General features: G+C 57.9%; 19 protein-coding genes and 2 pseudogenes. 8 read left to right on the top strand and 13 right to left on the bottom strand.

The window, feature by feature from the left end:
• Position 1: 1 nt before the first annotated feature.
• Complete coding sequence (locus PspR84_RS28220; RefSeq protein ID WP_160059878.1) at positions 2 to 1,987, bottom strand: AAA family ATPase; 1,986 nt, start codon at positions 1,985 to 1,987, stop codon at positions 2 to 4.
• A gap of 269 nt (positions 1,988 to 2,256) precedes the next feature.
• The gene (dctP, locus tag PspR84_RS28215) at positions 2,257 to 2,736 is read right to left on the bottom strand and encodes a TRAP transporter substrate-binding protein DctP (protein ID WP_275113776.1); all 480 of its coding nucleotides are present in this window, start codon (positions 2,734 to 2,736) and stop codon (positions 2,257 to 2,259) included.
• Between the two features lie 69 nt (positions 2,737 to 2,805).
• Here dctP and PspR84_RS28210 point away from each other — a divergent pair.
• Positions 2,806 to 3,420 (top strand): annotated as a pseudogene (locus PspR84_RS28210) (alpha/beta hydrolase); the annotation flags it as partial.
• 236 nt (positions 3,421 to 3,656) lie between these two features.
• Here PspR84_RS28210 and PspR84_RS28205 read toward each other — a convergent pair.
• From PspR84_RS28205 to PspR84_RS28195, 3 genes and pseudogenes are all read right to left on the bottom strand, one after another.
• Positions 3,657 to 3,875 carry a hypothetical protein gene (locus PspR84_RS28205; RefSeq protein WP_160059877.1) on the bottom strand — a complete coding sequence of 73 codons (219 nt, stop codon included), beginning with the start codon at positions 3,873 to 3,875 and terminating at the stop codon, positions 3,657 to 3,659.
• A 433-nt stretch (positions 3,876 to 4,308) separates the two neighbouring features.
• Positions 4,309 to 5,151: pseudogene (locus PspR84_RS28200) on the bottom strand (magnesium chelatase domain-containing protein); the annotation flags it as partial.
• Positions 5,152 to 5,298: 147 nt separating this feature from the next.
• Positions 5,299 to 5,496 carry a hypothetical protein gene (locus PspR84_RS28195; RefSeq protein ID WP_160059876.1) on the bottom strand — a complete coding sequence of 66 codons (198 nt, stop codon included), beginning with the start codon at positions 5,494 to 5,496 and terminating at the stop codon, positions 5,299 to 5,301.
• A gap of 204 nt (positions 5,497 to 5,700) precedes the next feature.
• Here PspR84_RS28195 and PspR84_RS28190 point away from each other — a divergent pair, with 204 nt between their 5' ends.
• Entirely contained in the window at positions 5,701 to 5,970 is a 270-nt protein-coding gene (locus PspR84_RS28190) for a HigA family addiction module antitoxin (RefSeq protein WP_160059875.1), read from the top strand.
• Here PspR84_RS28190 and PspR84_RS28185 read toward each other — a convergent pair.
• Positions 5,965 to 6,492, bottom strand: coding sequence for a Bro-N domain-containing protein (locus PspR84_RS28185; RefSeq protein ID WP_160059874.1), 528 nt, complete (start codon positions 6,490 to 6,492; stop codon positions 5,965 to 5,967). The genes PspR84_RS28190 and PspR84_RS28185 overlap by 6 nt on opposite strands.
• A 359-nt stretch (positions 6,493 to 6,851) precedes the next feature.
• Positions 6,852 to 7,112: an accessory factor UbiK family protein gene (locus PspR84_RS28180; RefSeq protein WP_007920416.1), complete on the bottom strand. Its 261-nt coding sequence runs from the start codon at positions 7,110 to 7,112 to the stop codon at positions 6,852 to 6,854.
• Positions 7,113 to 7,526: 414 nt separating this feature from the next.
• Here PspR84_RS28180 and glnK point away from each other — a divergent pair, with 414 nt between their 5' ends.
• From glnK to sutA, 4 genes are all read left to right on the top strand, one after another.
• Entirely contained in the window at positions 7,527 to 7,865 is a 339-nt protein-coding gene (gene glnK / locus PspR84_RS28175; RefSeq protein ID WP_002555808.1) for a P-II family nitrogen regulator, read from the top strand.
• Between the two features lie 38 nt (positions 7,866 to 7,903).
• Positions 7,904 to 9,241: an ammonium transporter gene (locus PspR84_RS28170; RefSeq protein WP_034152035.1), complete on the top strand. Its 1,338-nt coding sequence runs from the start codon at positions 7,904 to 7,906 to the stop codon at positions 9,239 to 9,241.
• 215 nt (positions 9,242 to 9,456) lie between these two features.
• Positions 9,457 to 9,882: a secondary thiamine-phosphate synthase enzyme YjbQ gene (locus tag PspR84_RS28165; protein ID WP_095049349.1), complete on the top strand. Its 426-nt coding sequence runs from the start codon at positions 9,457 to 9,459 to the stop codon at positions 9,880 to 9,882.
• Between the two features lie 102 nt (positions 9,883 to 9,984).
• The gene (gene sutA / locus PspR84_RS28160) at positions 9,985 to 10,311 is read left to right on the top strand and encodes a transcriptional regulator SutA (protein ID WP_007920420.1); all 327 of its coding nucleotides are present in this window, start codon (positions 9,985 to 9,987) and stop codon (positions 10,309 to 10,311) included.
• A gap of 192 nt (positions 10,312 to 10,503) precedes the next feature.
• Here the strand turns inward: sutA and PspR84_RS28155 are convergent, their stop codons facing one another.
• The 6 genes from PspR84_RS28155 to PspR84_RS28130 are packed head-to-tail and all read right to left on the bottom strand — an operon-like array spanning position 10,504 to position 15,113.
• Positions 10,504 to 11,211 carry an HAD-IA family hydrolase gene (locus PspR84_RS28155; RefSeq protein WP_160059873.1) on the bottom strand — a complete coding sequence of 236 codons (708 nt, stop codon included), beginning with the start codon at positions 11,209 to 11,211 and terminating at the stop codon, positions 10,504 to 10,506.
• Positions 11,208 to 12,107, bottom strand: a complete 900-nt coding sequence (gene xerC, locus PspR84_RS28150; protein ID WP_160059872.1) for a tyrosine recombinase XerC — start codon at positions 12,105 to 12,107, stop codon at positions 11,208 to 11,210. The genes PspR84_RS28155 and xerC overlap by 4 nt, the downstream gene beginning before the upstream one ends.
• A gap of 2 nt (positions 12,108 to 12,109) precedes the next feature.
• The gene (locus PspR84_RS28145) at positions 12,110 to 12,835 is read right to left on the bottom strand and encodes a DUF484 family protein (protein WP_008084574.1); all 726 of its coding nucleotides are present in this window, start codon (positions 12,833 to 12,835) and stop codon (positions 12,110 to 12,112) included.
• 13 nt (positions 12,836 to 12,848) lie between these two features.
• The gene (gene dapF / locus PspR84_RS28140; protein ID WP_160059871.1) at positions 12,849 to 13,679 is read right to left on the bottom strand and encodes a diaminopimelate epimerase; all 831 of its coding nucleotides are present in this window, start codon (positions 13,677 to 13,679) and stop codon (positions 12,849 to 12,851) included.
• A 3-nt stretch (positions 13,680 to 13,682) separates the two neighbouring features.
• Positions 13,683 to 14,930 (bottom strand): diaminopimelate decarboxylase, encoded by a 1,248-nt coding sequence (lysA, locus tag PspR84_RS28135; protein WP_064389521.1) that lies wholly within the window; start codon positions 14,928 to 14,930, stop codon positions 13,683 to 13,685.
• 9 nt (positions 14,931 to 14,939) lie between these two features.
• Positions 14,940 to 15,113: a lipoprotein gene (locus PspR84_RS28130; protein WP_007911098.1), complete on the bottom strand. Its 174-nt coding sequence runs from the start codon at positions 15,111 to 15,113 to the stop codon at positions 14,940 to 14,942.
• 326 nt (positions 15,114 to 15,439) lie between these two features.
• Here PspR84_RS28130 and cyaY point away from each other — a divergent pair, with 326 nt between their 5' ends.
• Both cyaY and PspR84_RS28120 read left to right on the top strand, forming a co-directional pair.
• On the top strand, positions 15,440 to 15,772 hold the full coding sequence (gene cyaY, locus PspR84_RS28125; RefSeq protein WP_160059870.1) for an iron donor protein CyaY: 333 nt from the start codon (positions 15,440 to 15,442) through the stop codon (positions 15,770 to 15,772).
• A 4-nt stretch (positions 15,773 to 15,776) separates the two neighbouring features.
• Positions 15,777 to 16,001, top strand: a complete 225-nt coding sequence (locus PspR84_RS28120; protein WP_080750722.1) for a DUF1289 domain-containing protein — start codon at positions 15,777 to 15,779, stop codon at positions 15,999 to 16,001.
• The last annotated feature ends 24 nt before the right edge of the window (positions 16,002 to 16,025 follow it).

Raw genomic sequence — 16,025 nt, 5'->3', positions numbered from 1 at the left:
TTCAGTCTCGTCTCAAAGATGCTGAAATATGCTTAAGCACTGAGCTGAGTACTGCTGGCATCTTCTCCACAAGTTGTGATTTTTCGAGTTTCGTCAGAGCTGCAAGATGAGTAGCCGGCTTGCTGTTGGTCAGAAAGTGATAGCGGTAGCTTGGGAACAGCGGGAGATAGTTTTCAAAAGGGCTGATATACGATTTCACGCCGGAGCCTGCAGTGCCCAGTACTACCTCGGCCGCTTTGTCGGGTGCCATGCGTGGGCCGCCACCTGCAGGAATGATGGCTGAATAAGCGGCGGGAAATGCCTCTAACATCGCTAAATCTAAGTCCAGAGGTGAGGAAAAATACACTCCCTGAGGCCTCAAGTTACCGTTGATCCATGCCAAAAGGTTGCCGTGATTTTGCGTGTCTGACCACGTGTGCATCTCGGCTAGCTCTGCATCGGACAAAATGCCTTGTCCTATTTTCAGCACCTGAGCTTTCGGTGCGCCAAACTGGAGTAGTTTTTCGATCGCTGTCTTGACTCGACCAAACCCACCACCTTCGCGCCCCAAATCAAGGTCGAGCAACGTGGCATGAGGGATATCCAAGTGCTTAAGCAAACGCCAAAAATGCTGAACGTGACGTCCGCCCAATGGGACAATGGCGACGAAAGCAGGGTCAATCAGCAAATCCATAGCCTCGGCAAGCTGGGGCAGAACGATTCTTTCCGAGTCTCCCTCAACGAGCAAAACAAATCGGGCAAAATAAAGTTCTGGATAGGCCAACATCGCACCCCGAACGAATTTACTAGCCTCAGCATCATTGATCGGAAGCTCTATCCGCTTGACTGAAGATACGCGCGTATGTGGGTCGCAGCGGCAGTATCGAACTTCCATCGGGTCGACGCGGCTTAGCACGGCCGGAGAGTGGCTGGTAACGATAGCTTGCGCACTGCCATCGTTTGTTAGTGATCGAACCTGACGAATGATACGTGCGAGGAAGTAAGGTGATAGGTGATTCTCTGGTTCCTCCAATGCGAATATCGTGAGCGCCGGTATTCGCAGAGCGTCGCACCTAAAGCCTTCAATCGATCCCTTTACGGCTTCTCTTTCCAAATCGAAGACCGCTGCAGCCAGGGCGAAGTAGAACAGCGATTGCTGACCATCGCTGAGCGCCTCGATGCCACGCTCTTGGCCGTCCGGCCCCTGTTCGAACATAACCGCGATCTTGTTGACGACCTCTTCAAACCTGCGACTTACCAGGCTGAGTCGTGGATTGGTATCTACAACTTCATCATGAAGTGCCGACCATCGCGTTTGCAGTGCTCCGGTGATTGCTGCAATTGCCGACTCTCCTTCGAAAGCGGATGCGAGATTTTGCGTGGCATCTTGAACAGCGTTTTCGGTAGACGGCGACCACTCGATCGCTCGTAACAGGCGAGCTGCTAACGCTCCCGCAGTAGCACGTGTCTGAGCTGCGGCGTCACGACTAGCTGGCGTGTAATAGAGTTGGATTAACCCTCTATCTGCAACAGAGACGGGATGGCATTTGTCGTCTTTCGGTTCTGCGTCAAGTGAGTCAATCCATTGCAGGGTCTGAGAGACCTCGCCTTCGACAGTGCCATCGTCCTCCCACTGGGCATCAAGTCGCAGACGGCAGACGGGGGCACCAGCGGTACGCTCGATCAGCATATGCCGGAAAGACGGCGCGATGGTTTCTGGCGTGGCCGAGCCATCCGTTAGTTCGGGTAGGGCGATCAGTACCTCGATATAGAGGTTCTTAATTTCAAGGTCGGTAGGGTCGTCGTCCGGCCCTAGATGAAAGTCCGAGCGACGCACCGTGCGTTGTGCCCGCGTCACACCGAACATTTTTGACAGAGCGTGCAATAGAGCGGTTTTTCCCGCCGCGTTGGGCCCGACAATAGTCGTTATTTTTGGAGAGATCGTTACGCAGATGGGGTCGCGACCAAAGCAACGGAAGCCAGACACGACTACAGATTCGATTAGCACAGGATTCCTTCCTCTATGCCGCAACATACACGTGTTCGTCGCGCGCCCACTCAGCGTAGGCAGGGGGATGGATTCTTGCCATGACCGCAGGCACTTCTTATGTAACCGCATAAGAAAACTATAATTAGCAATTGCCCCCGCTCTTGACGTGGCGTCACATGCACAAAGTTCATCTCTGCCTTCATGCCATCACGCTCGGGATCAACGACTTCGTCCGTTCTGCTATGACGATCTGACTCAATCATCTGAATTTATTGAGCCTGTTCACATCAGGACTGCTTTTTCTGCAGTTTTTGAAGCTCTTGCAACAACTGGAGACTGATCTTTTGTGAGGCGTCCAATTGTTTTTGGTACTGCTCAAATAGTGGTGCCATCAGGTTGTAAGCATCAAGGGCTCCCGCATTTCTTACTGCTTGCGCGCCAACTTGTTGAGCCAAGAGCATGTTGCTGTTTCCCAGCATCCAGAATCCGTCCCAAACATGGTTCGTGAGCGAACAATACTTCTGTACCTCATAAAGCTTGGTCGAGGAGATGATCGCTAGCGGGTTCTCCTGGCCTTCGACGAGACGCGTTTGGAGTGCTGAATAAACTTCGGTGAAATTAATACTCGTCGGTGCCGCCTCGAACGAGCGAAAGATCGACATGATGATGGGGGGGGGCGGAACCCGCAATTTCATGGAGAGCAGATCGTCTGGACTGGTGATCTGTTTGGTACTGGTTGTGATGACTCGATAGCCGCTATCCCAGATGTGATCGAACGTGAACAGCGTTTGGCTTTTCTCGATTTCCCTTCACACATGAGCGCCTAAATCGCCATCCCAGTGGTTGCCGCCTCGAACCCTCTGCGCAGCCTCAAAGGCGATGCGCAGGCTCTTACGGATCTACTTTACGGGTTGAAGAGCCCGGCAGTGTTTGTAGGTCACTCTTATGGTGGCGCTGTTATCAGCCAAGCCTCATACAATCAGGTCAACGTAAAAGCATTGTTTTACGTCGCCGCCTTTGCCCCGGATGTGGGTGAAAGTGCCGTCGCGCTGAGTGGTAAGTTTCCCGGCAGCACGTTAGGCTCAACTTTGGCGGCACCTGTCGCGCTCAAAAGCGGCGGAAACGATCTTTATATTCAGCAAGACAAATTTCATGACCAGTTTGCTGCCGATGTATCCAGCGCCAACGCTAAATTGATGGCGGCTGCTCAGCGGCCAGTCACTGATATCGCACTCAACGAGGTCGCTAGCCAAGCGGCCTGGAAATCCATTCCATCCTGGTGGGTCTATGGCGACGCTGACAAGAACATCCCACCACACGCGATGGCGTTCATGGCCGAGCGTGCAAAGGCCCGAGAGACGGTAGTTCTCAAGGGCGGTTCGCACGTGGTGATGATCTCCAACCCTAAAGCCGTTGCTCGGCTCATTGAAACGGCAGCAAAGTCGCAGTGACATCGGACTAAACGTCCAGCGTTTCAAGCGTGATAGATGTACCTGTCGCCACCGGGTTTAAGCACCATACCCTGCACTGCTACGAACACATCGGTCTGTCGGTTCGTTTTGCCCGCGCAGCAGGACCGTGGACTCAATGCTTGCGAGGATGTTTAGAGCTTGCGGGAGATGCGGCAGGGTTGTTTCTACTGTTCCAAACGTCTGCTTCTGACCGATTGCTGCCTGCAAAGGCTTAATTAGGATTGCCGTATCCGCATAATCGCATCTGTGATCGCTTTTGCATTTGTGTCTAAGGTCTCCATGGCCATCACAGCGTTTTCTGCAACCACTGCCACGCTATTCGCTGAAAGCCAAACGGCGACCTCCTCGATTGCCGCCGCCAGTGCATGCTGGTTGTGCAGGAGCAATGTCAGGGCGTCAGCAGTGGCGATATTAGAAGCTGAGTTATTTGGCATGCGATCCATCCTGGCAACGAGGGGTCCGCAAAGCCTAGCTCATGCGGCCGCAGCAGAGTTGCTTAGATATCGCATGCTTAAAAATTGCCACGCCGCGCAGATGATTTGAGACTTTAGCCAAACATTTGGGGGGGAGGCGGGCTACTACATCCAATCCATCATCGGAGCCAGCCTGTGGCCGCTTTCGGCCAGTAGCGGCCGTTCGCTTATCCGACTCACGAGGGGCTGAACAACCGTGTAGTAGGCTCAGTTCAATTCCCTATGGCTATAAACCAAGCCTACGCCGACACCCCGTTGGGTCGCTGAGCAGGACAAGGAGATCGGCGTCGATGGCACTTTGTGGGGACTGGCGCGAAATTCAGTCGCCACTCCAGACGTCGTTCCAGTTGCATCTATTTTCGTGTAGTTGCATTTATTTTCAATTGTCACAACTGCCACCGACCAGTGCCGGCCCGGATGCGGAGTGGTGCGGTTGACGGAATGGGCGCTGCGGCCAATGGGTCAGCGGTGCGCCACTGGCGACTGACTGGATCGCCGCCACCTCCAGTGCTTCACTCTCGGCCAGCGGCGGCAACAGCCCCGGCAGGCGACTCGCCAACAATGTCTTACCCGTCCCAGGCGGCCCGCTGAACAGCAAGTTATGGGCGCCCGCAGCAGCAATCAGCAACGCCCGTTTCGCCGCCACTTGCCCCTGCACTTCATTCAAGTCGGGATAAGGCTTGCTGGCATGCATCAGCCCGTCGGAGACATAAGGTTCAACCGGCGTATGCCCATTGAAATGCGCCACCGCCTCCAGCAAATGATCCACCGCAAACACCTTCAACCCCGAGGCCAGACACGCCTCCTCGGCATTCGCCCGCGGCACCACCAACGCACGACCCGCCTTGCGCGCCGCCAACGCTGCCGGCAACACGCCACGCACCGCTCGTACTGCGCCGGACAACGCCAACTCACCCAGACATTCCACATCATCCAGCGTCAGACACGGCACCTGCACACTCGCCGACAGAATCCCCAGGGCAATCGCCAGATCAAACCGCCCGCCATCCTTGGGCAAATCTGCCGGCGCCAGATTCAAGGTGATCCGCCGCGCCGGAAACTGCAGCCCGGAGTTGATGATCGCACTGCGCACCCGATCCTTGCTCTCCTTCACCGCCGCCTCGGGCAGGCCGACCATGGTCAGCGACGGCAGACCGTTGGCCAGATGGACTTCGACGGTGACAGCGGGGGCTTCCACGCCTATCTGGGCGCGACTGTGGACGATGGAGAGGGACATGGTCGTTCCTTGAGCTGAATCGGGGAGCCGCTTCCTGCGGGTTTTTGAAGGGTAGTTGGGAGAGCGAATCCAGGCGACACGGATGCGAGGGCAAACCTTCACTGGATGTTGCCAAGGTGCCCTTCCACGTTCAGTAGAGGCGCCACATTAGTTTTCTTCTTCGAGATTTCTTACTTGGCTTCCTCCCCCGGCCAGCCAACCATTCGGTTCGAGTTCTTTACCGTACTTGGCCGCTACCTCAATAAAATGACGCTGATTGGCTGAAATACCTCCGGCTAACCGAAGTGCTTCAGCGTGATATCCAACAATCTCTTCTAGCTTTGCCCTTCTCTTTTTGTCTTTCATTGAGGCCTCGTTTTTTGGGTGACAGATGCTTTGTTGGCCACCGTAGTACAAGGAGGAAAAGTCGCGTAATCAGGCGCAGACGCTGATGTTTGTAGGGCCATGCCCTAATAGGTGTAGGACGCCGGCGAAAGGGGTATGAAGGTCTTGTATCCAGGAGTCGGATGTTCCAGTTTGGCCACTCAATGCAGCCTCTGGAGGCGAAAAATGCACCGCAATGGTATGCGCCCGATTCATCCGGGCGAGGTTCTGAATAAGGAATTCATGGAGCCGTTGGGCATGACTGTCATGGAGCTGGCCATGCCCACGAAATGGCGCGAGAGTGAGTTCGAAAAGCTTGTGAATTGCCAGCTCAGGATCTGCGCCGATCTGGCAATCAGCCTTGCCACTCATCTCGACACTACGCCTGAGTTCTGGATGAATCTCCAATCGACTTACGATTTGCGCAGGGCCCAGCTCCGGCATGCGGGTTTATAGCGATTGCAGCATCCGCGAAGCTCTTTTCCACCATGGCCCCGTCATTGGGCGTTTGGTCTGTTCCCGTTCCACCACCATCAACGGCACATCCTGCAGCCGTATCCACGGCTGATTATTCCAGTGCAACAAACTCAACGTCATGTCCGGCCAACTGAGCAGGCTCAGGTGTGGGCGTTCGCTTGTGCTGGGATGTTGGGCGTCGCGCAGGGTAGGGATGACCTGGTGGGTGATCCATTCGCGTAGCGCTCGGTATTCGGGGCAGTAGTGGTAGACGAGGAGGGCGTAGATGCCGGATTCGCTGATCAGCAGGGTGTTTTCGATCTGGTTGTGGATCAGGGTTTTGCGGGTTTGGTATTGGTCGGGGTCGAGTTTTCGCAGCATGCGTTCGTTGAGGTAGATGTGCAGCAGGCGGCTCAGGTCTCGGGCGCAGAACCAGGGTTGGTTCTGGATGAGAAGGGCGTGGAGGGGGAGTTTGTGGCGGGTGAAGATGTGCGGGCTTAGATAAGTCTCTTCTTGATTCATGGAGCAGTTCCTCTTGCTTAAGGGGCTGCCCTCAATCGTCGCCAAACGATTGGGTGGCAGTTGTACGCGGGTTGGCGAACCGGAGCAAAAGGAACCCGGCAGACCCGAAGGTCTCCCACGCACAACCGCCATGAAACGATGTGGCGGTAAATGTAGCCGCCATCATGGTTGTCGTGCGCCTTAAGCTGTTCGGGTCGCCAAACCCGGTGCTGAACATTCAGCATCGGGTGAGCTTAGAAACCTGGGCTTTTCGGCGCAATCGGACGGCGGTGGTGCAGGTTGTAGGACGTTGCCGGGATGGTTGAAGGGCTGGAGATCAAAAGATCGCAGCCTTCGGCAGCTCCTACAGGGGGCGCGGATTATTCAGCGGGCGGCGTCAGCTTCGCTTCCATCTCGGCGACTTTGGCTTCGAGGCTTTCAAGTCGAGCGCGAGTACGCGCCAACACAACCATCTGGCTATCAAACTCTTCACGGCTGACCAGGTCGAGTTTGCTGAACGCACTCTGCAGCAGCATCTTGAACTGGCTTTCGATTTCGGCTTTCGGCAGCGGGGTGTCGCCGCTGAAGAGGCGGGAGGCGGTGCCGCTCAGGGCGTCGAGGAAGTCTTTGGGCGCGAGCATGGTGGATGTCCTGGAAACAATGGCCGGCAGTGTATCACGCAGTGTCTATAGTCAATCTCGTGGTCAGGGATGCACGCTTTTCGCGCAGGCGGACGGATGGCGACGCACCGTTGTTGTGCGTATCCGGATGGGGTTTTGCACGGGATGGCGTGCGACAGAGGCCAAGGGATTGAAATCAGAGGTTTTTGGCGAGATGGCAAGGTTTCTGCTTAGTCACCTTCGACCCATGCACTGATGCAGTCGCTGTGACGAATGCAGTGCGGCAGACGGAGCGGGGAGTTTCGTCGGCAGCGGTTAGCTGGCGTCAGTCGGGCAGGTACGGCCGACGATGCGTTACAAAGCCAGGCACTGCGCTTAGACTTGAGTCGGGTTTGTTTTCCTGGGGCAAGTCCACCAATTCGGGAGAGAGTTTTCATGAAGCTAGTCACTGCCATCATCAAGCCGTTCAAGTTGGACGACGTGCGCGAGTCGCTGTCCGAAATCGGCGTGCAGGGCATTACCGTTACTGAAGTCAAAGGCTTCGGCCGGCAGAAGGGTCACACCGAGCTGTATCGCGGCGCGGAATATGTGGTCGATTTTCTGCCCAAGGTGAAAATCGACGTGGCCATCGACGACAAGGATCTGGATCGGGTTATCGAAGCGATAACCAAAGCGGCCAACACCGGCAAGATCGGTGACGGCAAGATCTTCGTGGTCAATCTGGAACAGGCGATTCGCATCCGTACCGGCGAAACCGATACCGACGCGATCTAAGCGCCGCCACAAACCCCAACGCCCCAGGAGAAAACAATATGACTCTGCGTAAATTCGCAGGGCTAGGAGCCCTGTTGTCTATCGTAATGCCCGGCCTTGCTATGGCGGCAGACGAAGTGGCGGCCCCGGTCCTCAATTCCGGCGATACCGCCTGGATGCTCACCTCAACAGCCCTCGTGCTGTTCATGACCATCCCCGGCCTGGCGCTGTTTTACGGCGGCATGGTTCGCTCGAAAAACATTCTTTCCGTGATGATGCAGTGCTTCGCCATTACCGGTCTGATCAGCATCCTGTGGGTCATTTATGGCTACAGCATTGCGTTCGACACCACCGGTATGGAGCAGGGCGTCGTCAATTTCAACTCGTTCTTCGGCGGCATGGGCAAGGCGTTCCTCGCCGGTGTCACGCCTTCGAGCCTGACCGGCCCTGCGGCGCTGTTCCCTGAGGCGGTGTTCATCACCTTTCAGATGACCTTCGCGATCATCACCCCGGCGCTGATCGTCGGTGCGTTCGCCGAGCGGATGAAGTTCTCCGCGATGCTGATCTTCATGGGCATCTGGTTCACCCTGGTTTATGCACCGATCGCGCACATGGTCTGGTCCGGCAACGGCGGCCTGATGTGGGACTGGGGCGTACTCGACTTCGCCGGCGGCACCGTGGTGCACATCAACGCCGGTGTGGCCGGTCTGATTGCCTGCCTGGTATTGGGCAAGCGCAAAGGCTTCCCGACCACCCCGATGGCTCCGCACAATCTGGGTTACACCCTGATGGGCGCGGCGATGCTGTGGGTCGGCTGGTTCGGCTTCAACGCCGGTTCCGCTGCGGCGGCCAACGGCACCGCCGGCATGGCGATGCTGGTCACTCAGATCGCTACCGCTGCCGCCGCACTGGGCTGGATGTTTGCCGAGTGGGTCACCCACGGCAAGCCAAGTGCACTGGGTATCGCATCGGGTGTAGTTGCCGGTCTGGTAGCGATCACTCCAGCAGCTGGCACCGTGGGCCCGATGGGCGCACTGGTCATCGGTCTGGCCGCAGGTGTGGTGTGCTTCTTCTGCGCCACCACCCTGAAACGCAAGCTCGGTTATGACGACTCCCTGGACGCCTTCGGCGTACACGGTATCGGCGGTATTCTCGGCGCGATCCTCACCGGTGTATTCGCAGCTCCTGCTCTGGGTGGCTTCGGCACCGTCACCGACATCGGTGCGCAAGTGTGGATTCAGGTCAAAGGCGTGGGCTTCACGGTGATCTACACCGCGATCGTCACCTTCATCATCCTCAAGGTCCTCGACGCCGTCATGGGTCTGCGTGTGACCGAGGAAGAAGAGTCGGTTGGCCTCGATCTGGCACAACACAACGAACGCGGCTACAACCTGTAAGTACGCGCACTGAAAAAATTGCCCGGTTCGCCGGGCATTTTTTTGTCCGGGATTTGTCATTAAGCGACAGGCTGAAAGGATTTTTCGTACGCCTTTAGTCGTGTTTACGACGGCGGTTTTTCACCGGCCAATGGCTTACATCATTGAGCGAATATTAGGGCCTTTGTTTTTTCCCAGAGCGCGCTAGAATGCGCCCCGAACGTGCGGAGAACTGTATGTGGCAACAGACTCTGATAACCCTGCGGGCACGGCCCCGGGGCTTTCATCTGGTAACGGACGAGTTACTCGCTGGCCTGCCTGAACTCAGGCAGTGCCGGGTCGGTCTGTTGCATTTGTGGCTGCAGCATACCTCGGCGTCGTTGACCATCAACGAGAACGCCGATCCGGCGGTACGTCGCGACTTCGAACGATTTTTCAATCGTCTGATCCCACAAGGAACAGACGGCTATGAGCATAACGACGAAGGCCTGGACGACCTCCCGGCGCACTTCAAGGCCAGCGTGCTTGGCTGCCAGATCAGTCTGCCGGTTTCGGCAGGTCGTCTGGCACTGGGAACCTGGCAAGGCGTTTATCTGGGCGAGCACCGTGATCATGGCGGTGCCCGAAAAGTCCTCGCCACCTTGCACGGTGAAGGGGCATAAACCGTTGGTCACCAATGGTTACTGATTTTTTAACGGCGACTTTCGACAGTTGCCAAAGCTGGTCTATAACTAATCTGCTTTTCGCAAGTCATGAGGTAGAACATGAGCGACGATGATCTGGAAAACGACGACCTCGAAGTAGGCGACGAAGACGAGGCCGAGGAAGGTCTGGAAGCAGCAGCGGAAGACGTTGCTGACGACGATGGTGGCGACGATACGCCGGCCCCGGCTGCCAAAGGCAAAGCCAAGGCTGCGGTGTCGGTAGACGAGTTGCCGAGCATTGAAGCCAAGAACAAGGAACGCGACGCCCTGGCCAAGGCCATGGAAGAGTTCCTGTCGCGTGGCGGCAAGGTTCAGGAAGTGGAGGCCAACGTGGTCGCCGATCCGCCGAAGAAGCCAGACAACAAGTACGGCAGCCGCCCTATCTGAGGCGTGCCGCTTGCTTGCTGAAAGAGCCCGCCGTCGCTGCGGGCTTTTTCATGCCTGGAATTCCGCAATTGAAGTGAACGCAATTCCCTTGTGGGAGCGAACCTGCTCGCGAAAGCGGCGGGTCAGTCAACATCAATATTGGATGACAGATTGCCTTCGCGAGCAGGCTCGCTCCCACAGGGGGGTGGTAGATCAGTTCGAGGAGGCATTCCAGCGCGCGAGTACGGCTGGCAAATCGCTCAGGCTGCGAATCTCGGCATCCGGCAGGCGATCCGCTTCCCAGACCTTACCCGCCGGGTTAAACCAGATCGCCCGCAACCCCGCCTGCTGCGCGCCGGCAATGTCATCGCCCGGATGATCGCCGATATGTACGGCGGTTTCGGCCGTGGCGCCACCGCGCTGCAAGGCTTCGTGGAACAACCGGGCATCCGGTTTGGCGATGCCGATATCTTCCGCACACAACGCAAACTTGAAGTAGTCCGCCAGCCCCAACCGGCGCACATCGGCATTGCCATTGGTGACTACGCCAAGCGCGTAGTGATTGGCGAGGATCTCCAGCACCGGCTCGACTTCAGGGAACACTTCGATCTGATGCCGCGCATGCAGAAACACTTCAAAACCCTTGTCTGCCAGGTCGGTAGCTTCGCCATGGGCATATCCAGCGTCTTCCATCGCATGAAACAACACCCGCCGACGTAGCGCGCTGATCCGATGCTTGAGCCCCGGTTCGTTAGCCAATACACGCTCACGAATCGCCCACAAATGCTCGACCGGCACCGCGCCCAGGTTCGGCGCATGTTCGCTCAGCCATTCGCGCAATATCGCTTCGGCGCTGACGATCACTGGCGCGGTGTCCCACAGGGTGTCGTCGAGGTCGAAGGTGATCAACTGGATGCTCATGAATCATCGCCTTTCATGCGTTTGGCCCGTGGGTGGGCACTGTCGTAGACCGTTGCAAGGTGCTGGAAGTCCAAGTGGGTGTAGATCTGGGTGGTCGTGATATTCGAATGGCCTAGCAGTTCCTGCACCCCTCGCAGATCTTGGGAAGACTCCAGCAAATGGCTTGCGAAGGAGTGTCGCAACATGTGCGGGTGTAGGTTTTGTCCCAGTTCCCGCGCTCCTGCCGCTTTGACTCTTAGCTGGATCGAACGAGGACCTAGGCGCCGACCTTGCTGGCTGATAAATACCGCATCGTCTACCGGGTTGGCCATGGCGCGGAAGGGCAGCCATAGCTCTAGGGCTTCACGCGCCTTTCTCCCCACTGGAAGCAGGCGAGTCTTGCTGCCTTTGCCGAGCACCTGAACCATCCCATCGGCGAGGTCGAGTTGTTCAAGGTTAAGCCCTGTCAGCTCTGATAAGCGCAAACCCGAGGAGTAGAAAAGCTCAAGAATCGCCTGATCCCGTCGGGCTAGGAAATCGTCCTCCACTGCACCTTCAAACAATTGCAGGGCGCGGTCAGTGTCGATGACTTTCGGCAACCGACGTTTGTCCTTGGGTGTCGACAAGCCGTTCGCAGGATCGTGTTCGCACAAACCTTCGCGGTTCAGGTACCGATAGAGCCCACGCACCGCCGACAATAGCCGGGCCAGGCTGCTGGAGGATTGGCCTTTGCCATGCAGTTGAATGATCAAGCCCCGCATCCGCTGTGTGTCCAGCGCGGCCCAACTACCAATGTTCTGTTTGACGCACCAGCCCAACACTTTGTCGAGGTCGCGTCGGTAATGGTAGATCGTGTGCGGCGACACCTGCCGCTCACTGCGCAGGTGTTCGCAGTAAGCGTCCAGTTGTCGTTCCATGTTCAGCGTACCGAGCGCAGGGAGCTGTTGACCCGTGGCAGCACGCGGCCCATGACTTCGGCGATGTAGCTCAAGAACAGCGTGCCGACCGAACTCTTGTAGTGCTGCGGATCACGGCTGGCGATCGCGAGAATGCCGTGGATGCCTTGATGACTGACCGCGACCACGGCGGTGGAGCCGATCTGCTTGCGCTGTTCTTCGCCGAAGAGGAAGTCCAGTTCATGCTCACGCAGGCTGCCGCTGACGCTTTTGCCTTCGGTAAGCAAGCCGCCGATGGCGACTTGGGCGTCAGCGTGAGTGACCCAGCGACCGACCGGTGCCGGGTTGTCACCGAGCAGGATCAGGCTGACAAAAGGCACCTGGAAATCCTGGCGCAGACTGTCTTCGACGCTGATCACCACGTCTTCCAGGCTGGCGGCGTCCATTAGAGAAAGAATCAGGCGGCGGGTCTTGTCGAACAGGCGATCGTTGTCGCGGGCGACGTCCATCAAATGCGAGAGGCGGTGACGCATCTCGATGTTGCGGTCGCGCAGAATGGTCATCTGCCGCTCGACCAGCGAAACGGTATCACCGCGCTGGTGAGGAATGCGCAGGGCGGGCAGCAGTTCTTCGTGCTCGACGAAGAAGTCCGGATGCGCCTCAAGGTACGCAGCAACCGCTGCCGCCTCCAGGCTTTCGGACGCTGATTCGTCGGACTGTCGGGCGGGTACCTGAGGCTTATCGGTCATGGTTTCTGCTCACTCAAAGACGTACTTGTCCTTCGTATACACGCACTGCCGGACCGGTCATCAGCACCGGTTGGCCAGGGCCCGCCCATTCAATGGACAGACGCCCGCCGGGCAGGTCGATCAATAGCGGCGAATCCATCCACCCCTGGCTGATCGCAGCGACAGCTGCTGCACACGCGCCGGTACCGCAGGCTTGGGTTTCCCCGGCGCCGCGTTCCCACACGCGCAACTGCGCACGGTTACGGTCGATGACTTGGAGGAAACCGACATTCACTCGCGCCGGGAAGCGCGGATGGTGTTCGATTTTTGCCCCCAGTTCATGCACCGGTGCGCTGTTGATGTCCTGCACGCGCAATACCGCATGCGGGTTGCCCATCGACACGGCAGCCAGTTCGACCGTGGTGCCGTCGACTTCCAGCTGATAGCTGATGGCCTGCGCCGGCGCTTCGAACGGAATGTCCGCCGGCACCAGACGCGGGGCGCCCATGTTCACACCGATCTGGCCGTCGTTACGCACGTCCAGTTCGATGATGCCGCCCTTGGTCTCGACGCGAATCTGTCGTTTCGCGGTCAGACGCTTGTCGAGCACGAAGCGCGCAAAGCAGCGCGCACCGTTGCCGCACTGCTCGACTTCCGAGCCATCGGAATTGAAGATCCGGTAACGGAAATCCACGTCCGGGTTGCTCGGTGCCTCGACGATCAGCAGCTGGTCGAAACCGATGCCGGTATGGCGGTCGCCCCATTGCTTGGCGTGCTTCGGCTGAATATGCGCGTGCTGGCTGACCAGGTCGAGAACCATGAAGTCATTGCCCAAGCCGTGCATTTTAGTAAAACGCAGCAGCATGGCTTACTCCGGCAGCAGGCTTTCGCCGGCAAACAGCTCGGCCACGGTCTCGCGGCGACGCACTTCAAAAACCTGATCACCGTCTACCAACACTTCAGCGGCACGGCCACGGGTGTTGTAGTTGGAGCTCATCACAAAACCGTAGGCGCCGGCCGAATGCACGGCCAGCAGATCGCCTTCGGCCAGGGCCAATTCGCGATCCTTGGCGAGGAAGTCACCGGTTTCGCAGATCGGGCCGACGATGTCGTATTTGCGCGCAGCGGTGTCACGCGGTTTGACCGCCGTGACGTCCATCCACGCCTGATACAGCGCCGGGCGAATCAGGTCGTTCATCGCCGCGTCGACGATGGCGAAATCCTTGTGTTCGGTGTGCTTGAGGTACTCGACCTGAGTCAGCAGCACGCCGGCGTTGGCAACGATGAAACGGCCCGGCTCGAACACCAGCGCCAGATCACGACCGTTCAGACGCTCGCGTACGGCTTTGATGTAGTCGGCAGCCAATGGCGGCTCTTCATCGCGATAACGCACGCCCAAACCACCACCGAGATCGATGTGGCGCAGGTGAATGCCGCAATCGCCGAGACGATCGACCAGATCCAGAAGGCGGTCGAGGGCATCAAGGAACGGTGGCAGCGTGGTCAGTTGCGAACCGATGTGGCAGTCGACGCCAACCACTTCCAGGTTCGGCAGATGCGCGGCGCGTACGTACACGTCTTCGGCGTCGGCAATGGCGATACCGAACTTGTTCTCTTTGAGACCGGTGGAAATGTACGGGTGGGTGCCGGCATCGACGTCCGGGTTCACCCGCAGCGATACCGGGGCGCGAACGCCCAGCTCGGCGGCGACCACTTGCAGGCGTTCCAACTCGTCGGTGGATTCGACGTTGAAGCAGTGCACGCCGACTTCCAGTGCGCGACGCATGTCGTCACGGGTCTTGCCGACACCGGAGAAGACGATCTTGTCAGCACTGCCGCCAGCGGCGAGTACACGCTCCAGTTCACCACGGGAAACGATGTCGAAACCGGCACCGAGACGGGCCAGGACATTCAGTACGCCGAGGTTGGAGTTGGCCTTGACCGCAAAGCAGACGAGGTGCGGCATGCCGGCCAAGGCATCGGCGTAAGCCAGATACTGAGCTTCGATATGCGCGCGCGAGTACACATAAGTAGGCGTACCGAAACGATCGGCGATGGCGGACAGCGCCACACCTTCCGCGAACAGTTCCCCGCCACGGTAGTTAAAAGCGTCCATGGCGATCCCTTATTGGTAAACGTCGTGCTTGTGTGCTTTGGACGGTTGCTTCTGCGAAGACTGGGCTTGCTCGGCCGGGTCCTGATCGTCATCCGGCAGGTACAGCGGGCCTTTTTGACCACAGGCCGAAACGAGGCAGGCAACCGCGACGAGCGCAGCAAGGGAAGAGATCAGGCGCTTCATGGCGAAATCCTTGAAAATGCGTTAATTGCGCCGGAGTATACCGGCCACCCGGCAGCTTGCCTATGCGAGGGGGTTCCCGTCCGGCGGGGCTCGCCCAAAGCTGCCCGAACCGCCGCAATCTCCTGTAGGAGTGAGCCTGCTCGCGATAGCGGAGTGTCAGCTAGCGATAATGTTGGATGTGCCGGCCATTCGCGAGCAGGCTCGCTCCCACAGGGTTCGGTGTTACTGGGCCGGCAGGTGCTTGGTCGTTAATCTTTGCAATCGGCCGGCAGCGTCCGTATCTTTCGGCGCTTGAGCCTGATCAGACATTTTTTGAGGTTGCCGCAATGAGTTTGTCCGAAGCCCGTTTTCACGATCTGGTCGATGAAACCCAGGAAAAACTGGAAGACATCTTTGACGAAAGTGATCTGGATATCGACATGGAGAACTCGGCCGGTGTGCTCACCGTCAAGTTCGAAAACGGCTCGCAGCTGATCTTCAGCCGCCAGGAGCCGCTGCGTCAGCTGTGGCTGGCGGCGGTGTCCGGTGGTTTCCACTTCGACTACGACGAAGAAAGCGAGCGCTGGATGTGCGACAAGAGCGAAGAGCAATTGGGCGAAATGCTCGAGCGCATCGTCCAGCAGCAGGCTGGCGCTGAATTCGACTTCGAAGGTCTGTGATTCCGTGACCGACACCGCTCCTGTTCGTCCACCGAAGCCGCTTTACAGCAACATCAGCCCGGCCGTGCCTTCGCCATGCAGCGGCGTGTGCCGGCTGGACGAACAAAAGGTCTGCCTCGGCTGCTTCCGTCATGTCGAGGACATTCGCGAATGGCGTTCGGCGGACGACGAGCGGCGACGGGTAATTTGCGCGCAGGCGTCGCAGCGCAAGCAGTGCGGCGGGGCGTGACTTGTATATTTTTTGAGCTGTGAT

Origin of the sequence: Pseudomonas sp. R84, from assembly GCF_009834515.1 — a bacterium.
Lineage (GTDB): Bacteria > Pseudomonadota > Gammaproteobacteria > Pseudomonadales > Pseudomonadaceae > Aquipseudomonas.
This window is presented reverse-complemented; position numbering and strand designations above follow the sequence as displayed.